Origin of the sequence: Bacteroides sp. ET336, from assembly GCF_024733815.1 — a bacterium.
GTDB lineage: Bacteria > Bacteroidota > Bacteroidia > Bacteroidales > Bacteroidaceae > Phocaeicola > Phocaeicola cellulolyticus.
Window position 1 is genome coordinate 76,281 of record NZ_JANRHK010000002.1, and the last position, 17,646, is coordinate 93,926.

Consider the following 17,646-nt stretch of genomic DNA (forward strand, 5'->3'; position numbering starts at 1 on the left):
AGAATTAAGAACGTTGTTCAATTAAGAATTAATAATTAATAATGAGTTGATGTCATCGCTCTTCATTATTAGCTTCGCTGACCGTTGGTTAGCTTCGCTGACCGTTGGTTCATTATTAATTTTTAATTTTTAATTTTTAATTATTCATCGGTCTATATCCGGAATCACGAAATCGAAAGTTCCGCCTATCGCAATCAGGTCCGCAATCTTCTGTCCGCGGCACACCGTGTCCATGGCATCCACCAGCGGCAGGCCCGTAGAGCGGTAATGCAGACGGTAAGGATACTTGTCGCCATGACTCTCCAGCATCACTCCGAACTCGCCGCGGCTGCTTTCCACCGATGTCGAGAAGTTACCTTCAGGCAGCTTTATCACAGGTTTCGTCTTCACGCGGTATTCCCCTTCAGGAATATTGTCGATAAGCTGCTCTATGATGTGGCACGACTCCATAATCTCGTCCATACGCACCATGTAGCGCGCAAACGAGTCGCCCTCCGTACGTGTAATCTCGCGGAAATCCACCTTGTCGTACATGGCATACGGATGATGCTTCCTCACGTCGTTGCTCCATCCCGAAGCACGTCCCGTGCCGCCGGTGGTGCCAAGCGAAATGGCATCCTCGCGCGAGAGGACACCCACGCCTATCAGACGCTGCCGTGCTATGACATTGTCCGTAAAGATGTCGTGATAATCCTTTATCACACTGCGCAGATGCCTGATAAACTCCTTCACCTTGCGCCGGAAGTCAGGATGCAGATCCGCCTGCACACCGCCTATCACGTTATAGTTCTGAATCAGGCGTCCGCCCGTAGTTTCCTCCATAATGTCCAGAATCATCTCCCTCTCCCTGAATCCGTAGAAGAAAGGAGTCAGTCCGCCCATATCCATCACCAGACACGAGTAGAACAGCAGATGCGAGTCGATACGCTGCAGCTCGTCCATTATGGTGCGGATATACTGCGCGCGTTCCGAAATCTCTATTCCCGCCGCCTGCTCGATGCACATGCACAGCGCATGACGGTTCTGATGCGCGCTCAGATAGTCCAGCCTGTCCGTCAGCGCCAGAGTCTGCTGATAAGTAAGGCTCTCGTTCATCTTCTCTATCCCGCGGTGGATATATCCCAGCACAGGATCGATGTGGCGTATGTTCTCGCCGTCGATAGAAGTACGCATACGCAGCACGCCGTGAGTGGAAGGATGCTGCGGACCGATGTTCACCACGAAATCCTCCTTGCCGAACACCACATTCTCATGCCCCTCTATCGTTCCGTCCGGACGCAGGGTATATTCCTCCGTCACGTCGGCGTTCACCTCATTCTCCATGTTCAGCGGATTGGAGTCCATATCGTAATCCTTGCGCAGAGGGAATCCCTTCCAGTCCTCGCGCAGGAAGATGCGGCGCATGTCCGGATTTCCCGTGAAGCGGATGCCGAAGAAATCGAACACCTCGCGTTCCTTGATCTTTGCCGTTTTCCACAGATGGCAGACCGACGGCAGAAAAGCCCTCTCCCTGTCCTTAGTGGCAGTTTTCAGCACACGGCGGCTGCCCGTGGAGGTACATTCCATGTAGTACAGCGCGCCCAGACCCTCTTCGCCCCAGTCCATACCCACGATGTCGCGCAGATAGTCCATAGGTTCCGCCGCGTCGTACCTCAGCCGTTCCGCCATGGCCGCCAGCTCTTCGGGTCTTACAGTTATTATATTGTCAGAAATCATTTTGTTCAATTAACAGTTAATAACGTTATTCAATTAATAATTAAAAATTAAGAATTAATAATGGGTTGATGTCATCACCTTAATTATCAGCTTCGCTGACCGTTGGTTCATTTTTAATTATTAATTATTAATTATTCATTAGCTTTCCGGTTCACTCCTCCCAGGAAACGTTCCACCTTTATTTTCCTCTGCAGCTGCATCATTCCGTAGTAGAACGCCTCCGGACGCGGAGGACATCCCGGGATGAACACATCCACAGGTATAATCTTGTCTATACCGTTCACCACATGATACGACCGCCTGAACGGCCCGCCGCTTATGGTGCATCCGCCCACAGCCACCACATATTTCGGTTCGGCCATCTGGTCGTACAGACGCTTCAGCACCGGAGCCATACGGTGAGTGATGGTTCCCAGCACCATTATCATGTCCGCCTGTCGCGGCGAGTTGCGGGTCACCTCGAAACCGAAGCGCGCCATGTCATAGCGTGCCGCTCCCAGCGCCATGAACTCTATGGCGCAACAGCTTGTTCCGAACGTGAGCGACCATAGCGAATTGCTCCGTCCCCAGTTTATCAGCTCGTCAGCCGTACCGACTATCACTCCCGCGCCGTCGGCATTCAGCCGGCGTACCATGCGCTCCAGATAGTCGTTGTTCGTAAACTCTTCATACTGCATACTGCGTATGCCCGTGCGTTTCTTTATTTCCATTCCAGCGCTCCTTTCCGCCATGCGTATGCAAGGCCTAAAATGAGTATTCCCAGGAAGAAGGCCGCGCCTGCCAAGGCATAGACCCCTGTCTGTGCAACTACCACTGCCCATGGAAAGAGGAACACTGTCTCGATGTCGAACATCAGAAACAGAATGGCAAACAGGTAGTAGCCTGCTTTGAATTTCACCCACGACTCACCCCTTGTGGGGATACCACATTCATAAGGCTCTCCTTTCTGTGGATTGAATGAGCGGGGGGCAATTAGTTTGGAGATGGTCATGGCTGCCACTACCAAAGCAATTGCTGTGAGAATTACTACGATTAAAAAAATAAAATACATGATTTATTATTTTAGATTATTGTTTTTATGCTTTATATAGACTGTGTTCGTACACGAAGTCTTTTCTCCATATGAAAATATGAAGGAAGACATCAGAAAAATATCTAAATGATAATTTTTTCCAATGTATAGATGTAATATTCTTTTGGAGAATTTATCAGATTATGCCTGTTGAAATGCTTTTCTCGATCTGTGCAATAATGTTTATAAACGGTATTATTGCAAGTCTCTTTTCCGCTTAGAATCTGTGTGAATTTACTGTCATTATTATCTTTACAACCTGAAGTGAATATACAGGCAGATACAGACAGTTCGGCATATCTTGATTTAAGAATGTGATTTATTGTCCGTAGCAGGTAATCGTCTGAGGATGATTCCTCGAATGATATATTTTTATCAGTATCAGATAATATGTTCTCAGCGCATGTATCTGTCATGTAAGCAGAAATGACATTTTCTTCCATGCTCTGAAAAACAAGAAGAGACAGTATGCTCAAAAATATTATCCTTAACCAATAAATCATATAAAAAAACTATTACCTTTTCAATCTTTCGCGCAAAGTTAGAATATATTTTGCGTAAAATTGATTATTCCTATGTTAAAAAACATGTTATCCGAAATATTTCTCTAATTTTTTAATCATTGCCCCAAGGCAGAATACTACCACGTGGTCATCTTTTTGGATAGTAGTGTTACCTGTTACGAGTACACCTTCTCCATTTCTGATGAGTCCTCCTATTGTAGCTCCTTTAGGCAATCCGATATCCTTTACCTGAGCTTTTGTTATTCTGGAACCTTCTTTTACAATGAATTCCGCTACGTCGGCATTGGCGAAAGTCAGACATTTTACGTTTGACACATCAGCCTTGAGCATCATCTGATAAATATGGCTTGCCGCAATATATTTTTTATTGATAACGGTTCCAATATCAAGGCTTTCCGCCATACTTATGTAATCAACGTTTTCCACTTCTGCCACTGTTTTGCTCACTCCCATACGTTTGGCTGCAAGGCACGCAAGAATGTTTGTCTCCGAATTGCCTGTCAGTGCAACAAAAGCTTCCGTGTTTTTGATGCCTTCTTCAATAAGAAGTTCCATGTCGCGTCCGTCGCCGTTGATAACCATAACATCATCATCCACGATTTCAGTAAGCCTGTTGCATCTGTTTTCGTCCATCTCTATGATCTTGATTTTCATGTATTCAGGCAGATATTGTGCTGTACGTACAGCTATTCTGCCTCCACCCATGATCATGACACTTCTTACGTCCGCTTCATTTTCGCATCCTGATATTTTTCTGATGTATGGTATATATTTCTTTGTAGTGGTGAAATAAACAATATCGTTTAGTTTTACGTAGTCGTCACCTCTAGGTATAATTGTTTCGTTTCCCCTTTTTATTGCTACTATGTGGAACGGAATACCTTGTCCTCCTAATTCGTGGAAAGGAACATTCAGAATTTCTGCCTGTTCTCTCATTTTCACACCTATCATGATGAGCGAACCTCCGGCAAATTCCCACCATTGCTTTATCCAGCTCATCTTTACGGCGTCAACAATTTCCTTGGCAGCCAACATTTCCGGGTAAATGAGTGAATTTACTCCCAATCCGCTAAAGAATTCTTTATGCTTGGGAAGAAGATATTCGTAGTTGTTTATTCTGGCTACCGTCTTTTTTGCTCCCAGATTATTGGCCAGCATGCATGCGGTCATATTGCGGCTTTCGTCAGGAGTAACCGCAATAAACAGGTCGGCTCCTGCCACCCCTGCTTCCTTTAATCCATTAATAGAGGTAGGAGAGTAGTTCACAGTCATCATATCAAGATTACTGCTCATTTTCCCCAATTTTTCCTGATCTTCATCAATCAGGATAATGTCCTGATCTTCTCCGGCAAGAAGTTTTGCCAGATGTGTACCTACAGCACCTGCACCTGCTATTATTATTTTCACGACTTATATATTAAAATTATTGTTATCTAAAATCTTTAATAAATTGATATATGCTTTCTTCGTCAAGCCCGCATATCTTGTACAGTTCGTTTACAGCGCCATGTTGTACGAAGCAGTTTTTTATACCAAGTCTTTTTATATCAACATTATATCCGTTGTCCGACATAAATTCCATGACAGCACTGCCGGCACCACCTGAAAGCACTCCGTCTTCTATTGTTATAATCTTCCTGAAGTTTTTACCTATGCTGTCCAGCATTTCCTTGTCAAGCGGTTTAACGAATCTGAGGTCATAGTGTGCTATGCTTAGATTTGTTTCGCTTTCCATCCTTTCTATAGCTTTTTGTGCCTTGTATCCTATAGGGCCCAATGTGATGACAGCCATATCCTTACCTTCTTTCAGTAGTCGTCCTTTTCCCACAGGTATAGCCTCAAATTCGCATTTCCAGTCGGTCAGCATTCCACGTCCACGAGGATATCTTATAACAAAAGGTCCCATGTCAGGCTGCTGTGCTGTGTACATCAGCTTTCTCAGTTCGTGCTCATCCATAGGGGCGGCAATTGTAAGATTAGGTATAATCCTCATGTATGCTATATCGAATATACCATGGTGCGTAGCACCGTCTTCTCCCACAAGTCCGGCTCTGTCAAGACACATTACGACATTGAGTTTTTGAATTGCTACATCATGTATCACATTGTCGTATGCTCTTTGCATGAATGTAGAATATATGTTGCAGAAAGGTATTAGTCCGTCTTTCGCCATTCCAGCCGAGAATGTCACCGCATGTCCTTCCGCTATTCCTACGTCGAATACTCTGTTAGGCATTTCCTTCATCATTATGTTCATGGAACATCCTGAAGGCATGGCGGGAGTTACACCTACTATTTTTTTATTAGACTGTGCAAGTTCAAGCAATGTGTTGCCGAATACTTCCTGAAACAGCGGAGGCATTCCTTCGGCACAAGGCTTTATTCTTTCTCCTGTGGTTTTGTCGAATTTTCCGGGTGCATGCCATTCCGTAGCACACTCTTCTGCAGGCTTATATCCTTTGCCTTTTACGGTATGAATGTGCAGTAGTCTCGGTCCGCTCATGTCTTTTATTTCGTTCAGTACCTTTATCATAGATACTGTATCGTGTCCGTCTATAGGACCGAAGTATCTTATGTTCATGCCTTCGAAAATATTCTGTTGCTGCATGAGTAGCGACTTCACGCTATTATTGAAACGTATAATTGCTTTTCTTCTTTCGTCTGTAAGAAATCCCCATTTCGACATCTGTCTGGACATCACGTTGCGGAAACGGTTATATCCTTCGGATGTGTGCAGATTGAGCAGATATTGTTTCATTCCGCCAACGCTACGGTCTATAGCCATATTGTTGTCGTTGAGGATAATGAGCAGATTGTTTGGAGTGGCCGAAGCATTGTTCAATCCCTCGAAAGCAAGTCCCCCACTCATTGAACCGTCTCCTATGACGGCAACAATGTGTCTGTTAGTCTCGTTTTTCAGCTTTGCGGCTACAGCCATACCTAAAGCTGCAGATATTGAATTGGATGCGTGTCCGCATGTAAAAGTGTCGTATTCGCTTTCGGAAGGTGTCGGGAAAGGTGCAAGACCGTTTAGCTTTCGGTTTGTACTAAATCTGTCACGTCTTCCAGTCAGTATTTTGTGGGCGTATGCCTGATGTCCCACATCCCATACTATACGGTCGTATGGTGTGGAAAATGTGTAATGTAATGCAACTGTAAGTTCTATTACTCCCAGACTGGAACCAAAATGTCCCGGATTTCGTGAGAGTTCGTCAATTATCATCTCACGCAATTCTCTACATACTTCTGGCAAATCTTCAACCGGAAGTTTGCGGAGGTCTTCAGGACTGTCAATTTCGTTAAGGAATTTATATGATGTGTTATGTTCCATCTATACATTAATTAAACATTTCTTCCACAAAAGTACTATAAATATACATAATGTGGTTACATTTGCACTAAAAAATAACAAAAACAGAAGAATATGGAACTGATAACCAAGGCAGAATTGCCTGTAGGGCAGTGTGAAATAAAGCATTCTGACAGATTGATGCTGATTGGGTCATGTTTTACAGAAAACATAGGTAACAAACTTTCAGACAATAAATTCAGATGTGATATAAATCCTTTCGGAGTCCTGTATAATCCGATGTCAATATATGCGGCTCTAAATCAATTGTTTGATAAAAAAATATATACCGGCGACGATTTGATGCAATCGCGCGGTGTATGGTTCAGTCTGATGCATCACAGCTCGTTCTCGTCGTCCGAAAAGGATGTCTGCCTGGAGCAGATAAACAGACGCATTGATTATAGTTCTGATTTTCTTCTGAAATCCGATTGGCTTCTTCTCACCTTCGGTACGGCACGAGTGTATAAATGGAAGGAAAACGGCTGTATAGTAGGCAATTGCCATAAATTGAACGAGAAACTGTTTTCACGAAGTCTGCTTGATGTGGAAGAAATAGCAAATTCATATAAAGAATTGATATCACGCCTTAGAACCGTAAATCCGGAGATAAAAATTATGTTTACCGTCAGTCCAATAAGGCATGCCAAGGATGGAATGCATGGAAATCAGATAAGCAAGTCTGTATTGCTGCTTGCAATAGACAGGATATGTTCGGAAAATGACCACTGTTACTATTTCCCTTCATACGAAATAGTGATGGATGAATTGCGTGATTACCGTTTCTATTCGGATGATATGCTGCATCCTTCATCAATGGCAGTTGATTATATCTGGGAAAGGTTTTCAGAATCTTATTTCAAGAAAGAAACTGTAAAAATAATAAACTCATGGAATGAAATCAGGCGTGCCTTGGGGCATAAGCCTTTCAATCCACAAAGTGAAGCTTATCGTGACTTTTTAAGTCAAATACTGTTAAAAATAGAGGCACTAAAGGAAAAATTCACGTACTTAGATGTCGAAAAGGAAATAGAATTATGTCGCATACAATTGAAGAAATAACATCCGTTTTGAATGCAGAGCGTATAGGCGATGCTTCTGCTAAAATAGACTGGATACTTACCGATAGCAGATCATTGTGCTTTCCGGAAGAAACTCTTTTTTTTGCTTTAAAGACAAAAAGGAATGATGGTCACAAATATATAGCTGAATTGTATAACCGCGGTGTGAGAAACTTTGTGGTTACTGATTTGCCTGAAGATATGTCAGGATTTCAGAATTGCAACTTCCTGAAGGTTTCAAATACCTTGAAATCGCTTCAGCGCCTTGCCGCAAGTCACAGAGAACTCTTCGATGTGCCTGTGATTGGAATTACCGGAAGTAACGGTAAGACAGTGGTCAAGGAGTGGCTTTATCATATTATCAGTCCAAGCAGGGTAGTGACCCGTTCCCCAAGAAGCTATAACTCACAGATAGGAGTACCTCTGTCTGTATGGCTGATGAACGAGAACACAGAAATTGGTATATTCGAAGCCGGTATATCGGAAATGGGGGAGATGGAAGAACTGAAGCCAATAATCCGTCCTACTATAGGTGTTCTTACAAATATCGGCGGTGCACATCAAGAGAACTTCACATCCGTACAGGACAAGTGCATGGAGAAACTTCAGCTGTTCAAGGATTGTGATGTTGTAATATATAACGGTGATAATGAACTGATAAGCAGTTGTGTGACAAAATCGCTGTTCGGAGCAAAGGAAATTGCGTGGTCCACAAAAGACATGGAGCGTCCGCTGTATATCGAAAGTATAGACAAGTGCAGCAGCTATACTGATATCAAATACCGCTATTTGGGATTTATGAAGGAATATCGTATTCCGTTTATTGACGATGCTTCAATTGAAAATTCCATAAACTGTCTGGCCGTAGCTCTGTATCTGATGATTTCTCCGGAAGAGATAGCCGAAAGAATGCTTACACTGGAACCTGTGGCAATGCGAATGGAGGTAAAAGAAGGAAAGAATGGCTGTATCCTGATAAACGACAGTTATAACTCTGATTTCGCATCATTGGATATTGCTCTCGACTTCATGTCACGCAGAACAGAAGATAAAGGCAAGAAACGTACATTGATTTTGTCGGATATTCTTGAGAGTGGACAGACCAGCAAACTCTTGTACAGACAGGTGGCAGAGCTTGTACATAGCCGTGGGGTAGATAAGATTATTGGTGTAGGACCTGAAATATCGGCATCGGCATCACGTTTCCAGATTGAAAAATATTTCTTCAACAAGACTTCTGAGCTCATGGAGTCCGGAATACTGGATTCGCTGAGAAATGAAGTGGTATTGATTAAGGGAGCACGCGCGTTCCATTTTGACGATATTACTGATTACATGGAGCTAAAGGTGCACGAAACGATACTTGAAATCAACCTTAGGGCTTTGACAGACAATCTTAACCATTTCCGCAATAAACTTAAACCTGAAACCAAGATGGTCTGCATGGTTAAGGCTTCGGCCTATGGGGCTGGACCTTTTGAGATTGCGAAAACACTGGAAGAGCATAGAGTGGATTATCTGGCTGTTGCAGTGGCCGATGAAGGTGCGGATTTGCGCAAGGCAGGAATTAACTGTCCTATTATAATAATGAATCCTGAACTTACGGCGTTCAAGACAATGTTCGACTATCACCTTGAACCGGAGGTGTATAGTTTCAATATATTGGAAGAACTTATTAAGGCAGCCGAGAGGGAAGGTGTCAGCAATTTCCCTATTCATGTGAAAATCAATACCGGAATGAACCGTTTAGGTTTTGAGCCTGAACAGTTGCCACAGTTGGTTGAACGGTTGAAACGTCAGTCGGCGGTAATACCACGTTCGGTGTTCTCTCATCTGGTAGGAAGTGATTCTAATCGTTTCGATGCATTTACCCGCAGACAGATTGAAACATTTGAAGCGGCGGCAGCAAAACTTCAGGAAGGATTTTCATATAAGATATTGCGTCATATCTGTAACACAGCCGGTATAGAAAGATATCCGGGAGCACAGTTCGATATGGTAAGGCTTGGTATAGGATTATATGGAATAGATCCTTATACCGGAAAAATGATAAACAACGTAAGCACGCTTAAGACTACTATATTGCAGATACATGATGTGAAAGCAGAGGATACTGTAGGCTATAGCCGAAAGGGAATACTGGAAAGAGATTCACGTATCGCAGCGATACCTATTGGCTATGCCGACGGATTGAACCGTAAGCTGGGAAACGGAAAAGGTTATTGCCTTGTAAATGGAAAGAAAGCTCCGTACGTTGGAAATATTTGTATGGATGTTTGTATGATAGATGTCACTGATATAGACTGTAAGGAAGGTGATAAGGTGGAAGTGTTTGGCGAAAACCTGCCCGTCACAACCTTGGCAGAGTGGCTTGATACTATACCTTATGAGATATTGACCAGCGTTTCCATGCGTGTGAAAAGAGTGTATTATCAGGACTGATAATAATATGAAAAAAATGAACTGTCATTTTACCTAAAACGACAAGGCGTTTTAAGTGAAACGACAGTTCATTTTTTTATAATGTCTCCCGGCTATTATTTCTCTTTAAATTTCTTCCATTTTCTGACTATAGTTTCTATAGGTATTTCAAGCAATTCCATCTGACGGAACAGTTCCGGCAAGTTCTCATTCATGAATTTTTCTCCCTTAGTCTGTCTTATTTTCTGAAGAGCATTTTCCGTAACGAAATATCCCAGTCCGCGTCTGGTATATATTATTCCCCATTGTAGCAGAAGGTCGTAAGTCTTTACAACGGTATTTGTATTTACTTCGAGCAATACGGCCAGTTCGCGAACACTTGGAATGCGGTCGTCGGCATTATACTTGCCAGCAAGTATTTCGTCGCATATCCTTTCTGCCATCTGCATATAAATGGCTCTGTCTTGTTTGAAGTCTGTCATAGGCTTATTCCAGTTCTACTTTTCTTAATCCTTTGTTTGCTGTAATTATAGCAAAAATACTCCAAAATACAGTTACCAGCACTAGAGTAATTTTAGTTATTACTCCGTACATAAATATTATCGGTAACATATACGACAGGATAAAGGCTATGAACATACTCCAGAAATATACTTTTTTGTATTTACGGTATAGTAATGCAAGAGGAGTGAGGATTATAAAATAAAGTATTAATATCGCAGCAATCAGATTCATCTTTATACCCTTTCCACCACCGCCGAATATGAGATGTAAACCGTTTATTTCATCTCCAAATACAAAAGGTATGGCAGCTTGCAGTATTATGTTTGATATTATAATACTTGGTATTAATATCATAGTTCCCATTAGTAAAGTACTGTAATACAGGCTGGCTTGCTTTTCGGAAAGAGCAGCCGGAACGGATATCTTGTTTACAAGTCCTTTTTTAGCCACTAAATCACCAAACAGATTCAAGAATGAAAAATAATATGAGTAAAGAAGTAATAATAACTCAATCAATGATATACACTCCTTTATACCACCATTCCTTTTCATTGCAAGGCTGATAAATGTTATTGAGAACGAATGCAGTAATAGAAGTTTTATTGCTTCAGCTGCAGTCTTGTTTAAAAACAATTCATTTAGTTGCAGTTTGCTGAACTGCATCATTCTTTTCAAACTGAAACTTTTCATAATATACCTCCTTCTTTTGTCAATGCGTTAAATTATAGCTCCAGGGAAACCTCTGTATCATCATTGTTGGTGTTGTTGCATATCACCCGATAACCTTCGGCGCAAGGTTCGGAATATATCGCGCCTTCTTCATTGCTCTGTATTCCGAAAGAGTACTTACTGCGTATGTCGTCAAGTGATGATATAAATGTCTTTTGGCCTTTTCTTAAGACTATTATGTCTGTCAACAGGTTTTCTATATCTTGGACCACATGGGTTGATAGAACTACAGTCTGGTCTTCTCTAATCTGCTTCATAAGCATTTTGCGGAACATTTTTCTGGTAGGTATATCCATCCCGTTGGCTGCTTCGTCGAATAGTATTAGTTTTGTACCGAATGAAATAGCCAGGCTTACCGCTATCTTGTGTTTCTCTCCTAAAGAAAGTTTGTCGATACTTTTTATGTTTTTGTTTATTTCAAAGTTATCGAGACAGTCATCAAGGATGTCTTTATTGAATTTAGAATAAAATGATGAATAGAGAGAGCATACTTTTCAAGACTCATTTTTGGAAAGGTAAAATCTGCAGGCATCATGAATATTTCCTGTAATGTTTCAAGTTTTCTGTCTCTAGGATTATTGCCCTCTATATTTACATATCCTTCTTTTGAAAAAAGAATGCCGGATATTATTTTCATCAGAGTGGTTTTTCCTGTTCCGTTCTTCCCTAAAAGTCCGTAAAATCTGCCTTCTTCAAGATTGAGGCTCAGATCTTCGATTACGTTTTTATTCGGATTATAGCCGAATGATACATTCTTTAGTTCTACCATAACTCTAGATATTTTAATATTGTTATACTGTACCATAAAAGTAGTACAGTACAAATGTATGGATTATTTATATAAAAGCAAAAGAACAGGCATATTTTTTATGCACAAAAAAAAGTCTGCCTATCCTGAAACCGGAATAGACAGACTCTAAATATGACTTATATACTTTTATTATCTCATTTCAGTATATTTGATTTCGTCTTTATCGCTATATTTCAAGTTTTCACCAGCCATACCCCAGATGAAAGTATAGTTGCGAGTACCTGCTGCAGCATGGATGCTCCATTCTGGAGAAGTGATAGCCTGTTCGTTGTGAAGCCATACAAGGCGTTCTTCTTTAGGTTCACCCATCAGGTGGCAGATAGCATTACCTTCTTCAACATTGAAGTAGAAGTAAGCTTCCATACGGCGAGTGTGAGTGTGAGCAGGCATTGTGTTCCAAACAGAACCTGGAGCCAATTCAGTAAGACCCATCTGCAACTGGTTAGTACCACCGTTCTTTACTCTTTCAAGAACGTCTTTAACGATAAGCTGATTTACAACACGGTCGTTGCTGTCTTCCATTTTACCATAATGGTCAGAAATAGCCAAAGCATATTTCTTAGGCTGAGCTTTTTGTGCCTTAACATCAGTTGTAATCAACTGTGTAACGTATTGTTTGTAAGCAGGAGCAGAGTTGATATAGAATTTAGCTGGTTTGCTTGCGTCGTTGCTCTTGAAAGTAACTTCTTTGTTACCGCAACCTACGTATAAAGCTTCTTTGTATTTCATTGGATATTCTTTACCGTCAACTGTTACTACACCGTCACCACCAATGTTGATAACGCCAAGTTCACGACGTTCGAGGAAATAAGTGATTTCTGGTCCCAGTTCACGGAAAGTTTCAAGTTTCAACACTTTGTTTACAGGCATTACACCACCGTAAATCAGACGGTCGTAGAGTGTATAAGTTAAATTGATTTCGTCTGGAGCCATTACTTTTTCCATAACGAAAGCGTTACGCAAACGTTCTGTGTCATAATGCTTAACATCCTGTGGATGACAAGCAGTTTGCACAGAGTAATTCATTTGTGCTTTTGTAGAGATGGCTGCTAAGCCCATCATCATTGCTAATGCTAATTTTTTCATGTTCTTATTGTTTTATTGAGTTTAGGTTTTCTGATTAATTGTTGCTGTTGGCTTTTGCTTCCTTTACGATACGTGTTCTGTTATAGATAGCCATGATAAGAGCTATAGCTACCAATACTGCTGAACCTACATATTTGAAGTTATATATCAGATGGAAGATGCACCATGAGAAGATGCTTGAAGCAAAGTCAAGAGCACCACCCTGGAATCCTTCAGGAATCTTAACTGCAGCGTCACCTGTCTTGACAAATACGTCATGAGCAGCCTGAGTAAAGTATGGAGCCAGGTCTGTTACGAAATACAAACCAACGATGAGGCCTACCAAACCGATAAGGAATGTCTTCAATACGTTACCCTTAGTGATAGGAAGTACTGCAGGGAATAGGTAGAACATTCCGGCAAGTGATGCCAATGGAAGGAACTGGTTACCCGGAAGTATTACTGAAAGGAACAATGCTACAGGGATAAGAAGAAGAGATACAACCAAAGTTGTTGGATGACCGATAACCAATGCAGGGCTCATACCGATGTTAAGGTTTGCACTGTTCTTGAATTTGCGTGCGATAAGTTCGCGTGTTGCGTCCGAAATAGGACGAAGTCCTTCGATAAACAAAGAAGTGATACGTGGGATAAGTTCCATTACGGCACCCATCTTGATACCCAATCCAAGGATAGCAGGTATATTGTCAACCATTTCCTGACCGTTTTTGCATGCAAGCATACCGATACCGCAACCTACAACGATACCAAGGAAAAGAGGCTCACCCATTATACCGAATTTTTTCTTCATACCTTCAGCGTCGATATAAAGCTTGTCGAATCCAGGAATCATATCCAATGCTTTGTTTATAACAAGTGCGAAAGGTACGAATCCCTGACAGAATGGCTGTGGGATAGAGATACCGTCCATCTTGTCATAGTATCCCTGGAACTGTTTGCAAGTAAGGTCTGCCATAACAAGTGTTATGATGTAGCAGATGATAGCAGCAAAGAATCCCCACCAGATGTTTTCAGTTGCGAAATATACTACGGCTCCAATGAAAGCAAAATGCCAGTAGTTCCAAAGGTCGATATTTACAGTTTTTGTTGTTTTAGTGAGAAGCATTACAATGTTTACAGCCAAACATACAGGAATGATAAATGCTCCTACAGAAGTGTTGTATGCTACAGAAGCTGCAGCAGGCCAACCCATATCAAAAATACCAAGACTTAAACCATAAATTTCGGTAACCTTTTTCAAAGGATCACCAAGGCTGCTTGTCAACAATGCAGTGACTACAGACAAACCAACGAATCCGACACCTACTAACAAACCGCTCTTGAGAGCTTTACCAAATTTGATACCGATACACAAGCCTAAGATTGTAAAAATGATAGGCATCATCACCGCTGCACCTAGCCCGATGATGTAACTGAAAACTTGTTCCATGCTTTGTTTTTCTACAGATTTTACTCTAATTAAGATTTAGTTATTTATTTTATTTGCCAAAAATAATGTCTTTTATTGTAATTTCCAATCTATTTTCGACTATTTTGGACTATTACTCAAATAAATAACATATTTTTCGTTATCGCACACGGATAATGTATCTATAATGGAATATAAATAAAAAAATATCGTTTGTATAGAAAAGTCTTTACAAACGATATTTCTGTTATATGGGCTTATTGTCTTTATATGTGTTAAAGCTTATAGTTCCATTGTTCAAGGGCAAATGACCAATGTTTCTCAACCAGCTCTATTGTTTCCGGTTTATATTGATATTTATTCTTCTTGTAACCCTTTTTCTTATTTACATATGCTTCAATTGCAGAACGTGCTTCATCGAATCCCGGCAATGAGAGTTTTTTGTAAATGTCTTCGGTCATATCAAAAGCATTCAGCTCATAGTCCTCAAATTTTACTTCCACCAGATTGCCTTCAGGAATGAATTTCTTGTCTTCTTCATACTTGTGGTATAGTTTTGAATATACCTCCAGTATATTTGCCTGAAGTTCCTCATTGCTGATATTCTGTAGCATCAGAGGTTGTATTGTGTTGGTGAAGAAACTTCTTGTTGACTCAAACACAGTGTATGGATTACGCATCAGATAAATGAACTTGGCATTAGGGAACATCTTTACAAGTTCTTTTACGCGCCCTGTGTGAGGAGGGTTCTTGCTCAGGAACTGTGTGCCTTTAGTGTTCCATAATGATATCTTGATTAGTTTTGTGAAAACTTCTTCAAATGTCTTCAGTTCACCATCAGTAATATCATTGAAGAGCAGATATTTGTCTGCATATTCCATCATATGCTTAGGAAGGAACCAGAAATTATAATATGTGCAAGGCATCATATTTGCCAAAGCGAATTCTTCTTCCTGTGGCAGGTCAACAGCCAGCTCCATATTGTCTGTCGGGCGCTTGTCAGGCATTAGCCAACTCATGTTCTTCTTGAAGAAAGGCTGTCCCCACATCATCAGGTGAGGGAATACTGTCTGGTAGGTAGTATTATATCCGAAATGCTTGTCGCATGAGAACACATTATGCATGAATGTTGTTCCGCTGCGCCAGTGTCCTAATATGAATACCGGATCGTGTTCAAGAGGCTTGTCGGCAAGCAGCTTTTCATATCTCTTGTCCTGTAATGGCTTGAGTGAAGACAATAAGCGGCATACAGATTTTGTAAGTCTGTATTTGTTCTTGAATTTGTCGTCTATGACTCTTCCTTCTGTTATTTGATTGAAAGTTTTCCAGTCAGCCCCAACCATCGGGTTTACAGGCAACTTGCTGAATTCTAGTAATCCCATTATTAGTATTTATTTTCTTATTTCAATATCTATTCCTTGACGTGACAGCTCTTTCACAGCTTTTTCTATAGCTTCATAGTGTTCAGGAGCGATGCCAAGTTTAGGCAAATCCAGAACAGGCAATACCATCTGGTTGTGCATATCCTTGTCTGCCACCTGATTGATAATCATACCTACGGCACTTGTATTGTTTGTTATAGGGTCTATAAGTATGAATGCACCTGTAGCTTTGTTGTCAGAATATGAGTCGAAGAACAGTTCCTTTGATGAGGTAAGGACGACCTTTGCTATCTGGTTCAACTGCATTGGAACATCTTCTTTTGCAAGGCGGCCGTTTTCAACACTCAGGTGTTCCATTGTGTTGATATCTACCTTATATTCTATGCTGTCGATGCGTGTACGGCTTGTATTAGTGGTATGTTTCAGGAAGAATGATTTTTCCATGTCCATCTTCTCTTCGTCCATCCATACCAGCATGGCTTCGAAGTTACGTCCTATCATAGGAACATTGTTAGGATGAACAAGCATTTCACCTCTTGACACGTCTATTTCATCTTCCAGTGTTATGGTTACAGACATAGGAGGGAAAGCATAGTCTATCTCACCTTCGTATGTAACGATACTCTTTACGTGTGATTTCTTTCCTGACGGGAGAGCCATCACTTCGTCGCCTTTGTGTATAACACCTGAAGATACCTTTCCACAGAATCCGCGGAAATCAAGGTTAGGACGCAAAACGTACTGAACCGGATAACGGAAATCTTTCAGATTGTGGTCATTTCCTATATGTACTGTTTCAAGATATTCAAGCAACGATGTACCTTCGTACCATGGTGTACGGTCTGATTTTTCTACCACGTTGTCACCTTCAAGAGCCGAAAGCGGTATGCACTGAATGTCCGGAATATTCAGAGGCTCAACGAAAGACTTATAGTCGTTGACAATCTTGTCGAACACTTCCTTTGAGAAATCTACAAGGTCCATCTTGTTTACAGCCAGAACCACGTGCTTGATACCAAGCAGCGAAACCAGATATGAATGGCGTTTTGTCTGGGTGATAACTCCTGTACGGGCATCAACAAGGATGATTGCAAGATTGGCTGTAGAACCGCCTGTAATCATGTTGCGGGTATATTGTTCGTGTCCCGGAGTGTCGGCAATGATGAACTTACGGTTGTTTGTAGAGAAATATCTGTATGCCACGTCGATTGTGATACCCTGTTCACGTTCAGCTTTCAGACCGTCGAGCAACAAGGCATAGTCGATGTGTTCGCCTGCGTTACCTACACGCTTGCTGTCGCGTTCGAGTGCGTCAAGCTGGTCTTCGTAAAGTTTCTTGCTGTCGAACAGCAGACGGCCTATAAGAGTTGATTTACCGTCGTCAACAGAACCTGCTGTAAGGAAACGGAGCAAGTCCTTCTGTTCGTCTTTCTTTAGGAATTCCTCTATGGACATATTTCCGCGTGCTTCGCCTTCCATAGGGTTTCCTGATTTGTGTTTATCTAAAGTTTCCATTTTACTCGATTAATAATTAATAATTAAAAGTGAATAATGAACAATTAATAATTATAACAGAGGCGTTT

16 protein-coding genes are annotated in these 17,646 nt (G+C 41.4%); 2 read left to right on the forward strand and 14 right to left on the reverse strand.

Translation table 11 applies throughout. The features are described from left to right. Positions 1 to 144 precede the first annotated feature (144 nt). The 6 genes from NW213_RS03170 to dxs form a co-directional block, all read right to left on the reverse strand. Positions 145 to 1,716: an NADH-quinone oxidoreductase subunit C gene (locus tag NW213_RS03170; protein WP_154043166.1), complete on the reverse strand. Its 1,572-nt coding sequence runs from the start codon at positions 1,714 to 1,716 to the stop codon at positions 145 to 147. 131 nt (positions 1,717 to 1,847) lie between these two features. Next, the gene (locus NW213_RS03175) at positions 1,848 to 2,426 is read right to left on the reverse strand and encodes an NADH-quinone oxidoreductase subunit B (RefSeq protein ID WP_258321826.1); all 579 of its coding nucleotides are present in this window, start codon (positions 2,424 to 2,426) and stop codon (positions 1,848 to 1,850) included. Beyond that, positions 2,417 to 2,767 carry an NADH-quinone oxidoreductase subunit A gene (locus tag NW213_RS03180; protein ID WP_154043168.1) on the reverse strand — a complete coding sequence of 117 codons (351 nt, stop codon included), beginning with the start codon at positions 2,765 to 2,767 and terminating at the stop codon, positions 2,417 to 2,419. Before NW213_RS03180 ends, NW213_RS03175 begins: the two co-directional genes overlap by 10 nt. A gap of 104 nt (positions 2,768 to 2,871) precedes the next feature. Continuing rightward, entirely contained in the window at positions 2,872 to 3,231 is a 360-nt protein-coding gene (locus NW213_RS03185) for a hypothetical protein (RefSeq protein WP_258321827.1), read from the reverse strand. Between the two features lie 147 nt (positions 3,232 to 3,378). Then, on the reverse strand, positions 3,379 to 4,719 hold the full coding sequence (gene trkA / locus NW213_RS03190) for a Trk system potassium transporter TrkA (RefSeq protein WP_154043169.1): 1,341 nt from the start codon (positions 4,717 to 4,719) through the stop codon (positions 3,379 to 3,381). A gap of 22 nt (positions 4,720 to 4,741) precedes the next feature. Next, on the reverse strand, positions 4,742 to 6,643 hold the full coding sequence (gene dxs, locus NW213_RS03195) for a 1-deoxy-D-xylulose-5-phosphate synthase (protein WP_154043170.1): 1,902 nt from the start codon (positions 6,641 to 6,643) through the stop codon (positions 4,742 to 4,744). A 93-nt stretch (positions 6,644 to 6,736) separates the two neighbouring features. Here dxs and NW213_RS03200 point away from each other — a divergent pair, with 93 nt between their 5' ends. Together NW213_RS03200 and NW213_RS03205 are read left to right on the forward strand one after the other, a co-directional pair. Continuing rightward, entirely contained in the window at positions 6,737 to 7,723 is a 987-nt protein-coding gene (locus NW213_RS03200) for a GSCFA domain-containing protein (RefSeq protein WP_154043171.1), read from the forward strand. After that, entirely contained in the window at positions 7,699 to 10,164 is a 2,466-nt protein-coding gene (locus NW213_RS03205) for a bifunctional UDP-N-acetylmuramoyl-tripeptide:D-alanyl-D-alanine ligase/alanine racemase (protein WP_154043172.1), read from the forward strand. Before NW213_RS03200 ends, NW213_RS03205 begins: the two co-directional genes overlap by 25 nt. Positions 10,165 to 10,259: 95 nt before the next feature. On the opposite strand, the gene NW213_RS03210 is transcribed toward NW213_RS03205, so the two are convergent. From NW213_RS03210 to cysN, 8 genes are all read right to left on the reverse strand, one after another. Beyond that, positions 10,260 to 10,625, reverse strand: a complete 366-nt coding sequence (locus tag NW213_RS03210) for a GntR family transcriptional regulator (protein ID WP_258321828.1) — start codon at positions 10,623 to 10,625, stop codon at positions 10,260 to 10,262. 4 nt (positions 10,626 to 10,629) lie between these two features. Then, entirely contained in the window at positions 10,630 to 11,337 is a 708-nt protein-coding gene (locus tag NW213_RS03215) for a hypothetical protein (protein ID WP_154043174.1), read from the reverse strand. A 32-nt stretch (positions 11,338 to 11,369) separates the two neighbouring features. Then, positions 11,370 to 11,633: a hypothetical protein gene (locus NW213_RS03220; protein WP_258321829.1), complete on the reverse strand. Its 264-nt coding sequence runs from the start codon at positions 11,631 to 11,633 to the stop codon at positions 11,370 to 11,372. Between the two features lie 155 nt (positions 11,634 to 11,788). After that, on the reverse strand, positions 11,789 to 12,145 hold the full coding sequence (locus NW213_RS03225; RefSeq protein WP_258321830.1) for an ATP-binding cassette domain-containing protein: 357 nt from the start codon (positions 12,143 to 12,145) through the stop codon (positions 11,789 to 11,791). Positions 12,146 to 12,316: 171 nt separating this feature from the next. Then, positions 12,317 to 13,273, reverse strand: coding sequence for a 5-dehydro-4-deoxy-D-glucuronate isomerase (gene kduI / locus NW213_RS03230; protein WP_258321831.1), 957 nt, complete (start codon positions 13,271 to 13,273; stop codon positions 12,317 to 12,319). Positions 13,274 to 13,307: 34 nt separating this feature from the next. Next, the gene (locus NW213_RS03235; protein WP_258321832.1) at positions 13,308 to 14,702 is read right to left on the reverse strand and encodes a PTS galactitol transporter subunit IIC; all 1,395 of its coding nucleotides are present in this window, start codon (positions 14,700 to 14,702) and stop codon (positions 13,308 to 13,310) included. Positions 14,703 to 14,956: 254 nt separating this feature from the next. Beyond that, entirely contained in the window at positions 14,957 to 16,063 is a 1,107-nt protein-coding gene (locus tag NW213_RS03240; protein WP_258321833.1) for a sulfotransferase, read from the reverse strand. 9 nt (positions 16,064 to 16,072) lie between these two features. Next, entirely contained in the window at positions 16,073 to 17,578 is a 1,506-nt protein-coding gene (gene cysN / locus NW213_RS03245; protein WP_375338102.1) for a sulfate adenylyltransferase subunit CysN, read from the reverse strand. Between the last annotated feature and the right edge of the window lie 68 nt (positions 17,579 to 17,646).

Bases quoted from the DNA above. Each gene is read 5' to 3' on its own strand.
- NW213_RS03170 (WP_154043166.1), bottom strand. From the start codon at position 1,716: ATGATTTCTGACAATATAATAACTGTAAGACCCGAAGAGCTGGCGGCC.
- NW213_RS03175 (WP_258321826.1), bottom strand. From the start codon at position 2,426: ATGGAAATAAAGAAACGCACGGGCATACGCAGTATGCAGTATGAAGAG.
- NW213_RS03180 (WP_154043168.1), bottom strand. From the start codon at position 2,767: ATGTATTTTATTTTTTTAATCGTAGTAATTCTCACAGCAATTGCTTTG.
- NW213_RS03185 (WP_258321827.1), bottom strand. From the start codon at position 3,231: ATGGAAGAAAATGTCATTTCTGCTTACATGACAGATACATGCGCTGAG.
- dxs (WP_154043170.1), bottom strand. From the start codon at position 6,643: ATGGAACATAACACATCATATAAATTCCTTAACGAAATTGACAGTCCT.
- NW213_RS03200 (WP_154043171.1), top strand. From the start codon at position 6,737: ATGGAACTGATAACCAAGGCAGAATTGCCTGTAGGGCAGTGTGAAATA.
- NW213_RS03205 (WP_154043172.1), top strand. From the start codon at position 7,699: ATGTCGCATACAATTGAAGAAATAACATCCGTTTTGAATGCAGAGCGT.
- NW213_RS03210 (WP_258321828.1), bottom strand. From the start codon at position 10,625: ATGACAGACTTCAAACAAGACAGAGCCATTTATATGCAGATGGCAGAA.
- NW213_RS03215 (WP_154043174.1), bottom strand. From the start codon at position 11,337: ATGAAAAGTTTCAGTTTGAAAAGAATGATGCAGTTCAGCAAACTGCAA.
- NW213_RS03220 (WP_258321829.1), bottom strand. From the start codon at position 11,633: ATGAAGCAGATTAGAGAAGACCAGACTGTAGTTCTATCAACCCATGTG.
- NW213_RS03225 (WP_258321830.1), bottom strand. From the start codon at position 12,145: ATGGTAGAACTAAAGAATGTATCATTCGGCTATAATCCGAATAAAAAC.
- kduI (WP_258321831.1), bottom strand. From the start codon at position 13,273: ATGAAAAAATTAGCATTAGCAATGATGATGGGCTTAGCAGCCATCTCT.
- NW213_RS03235 (WP_258321832.1), bottom strand. From the start codon at position 14,702: ATGGAACAAGTTTTCAGTTACATCATCGGGCTAGGTGCAGCGGTGATG.
- NW213_RS03240 (WP_258321833.1), bottom strand. From the start codon at position 16,063: ATGGGATTACTAGAATTCAGCAAGTTGCCTGTAAACCCGATGGTTGGG.
- cysN (WP_375338102.1), bottom strand. From the start codon at position 17,578: ATGGAAACTTTAGATAAACACAAATCAGGAAACCCTATGGAAGGCGAA.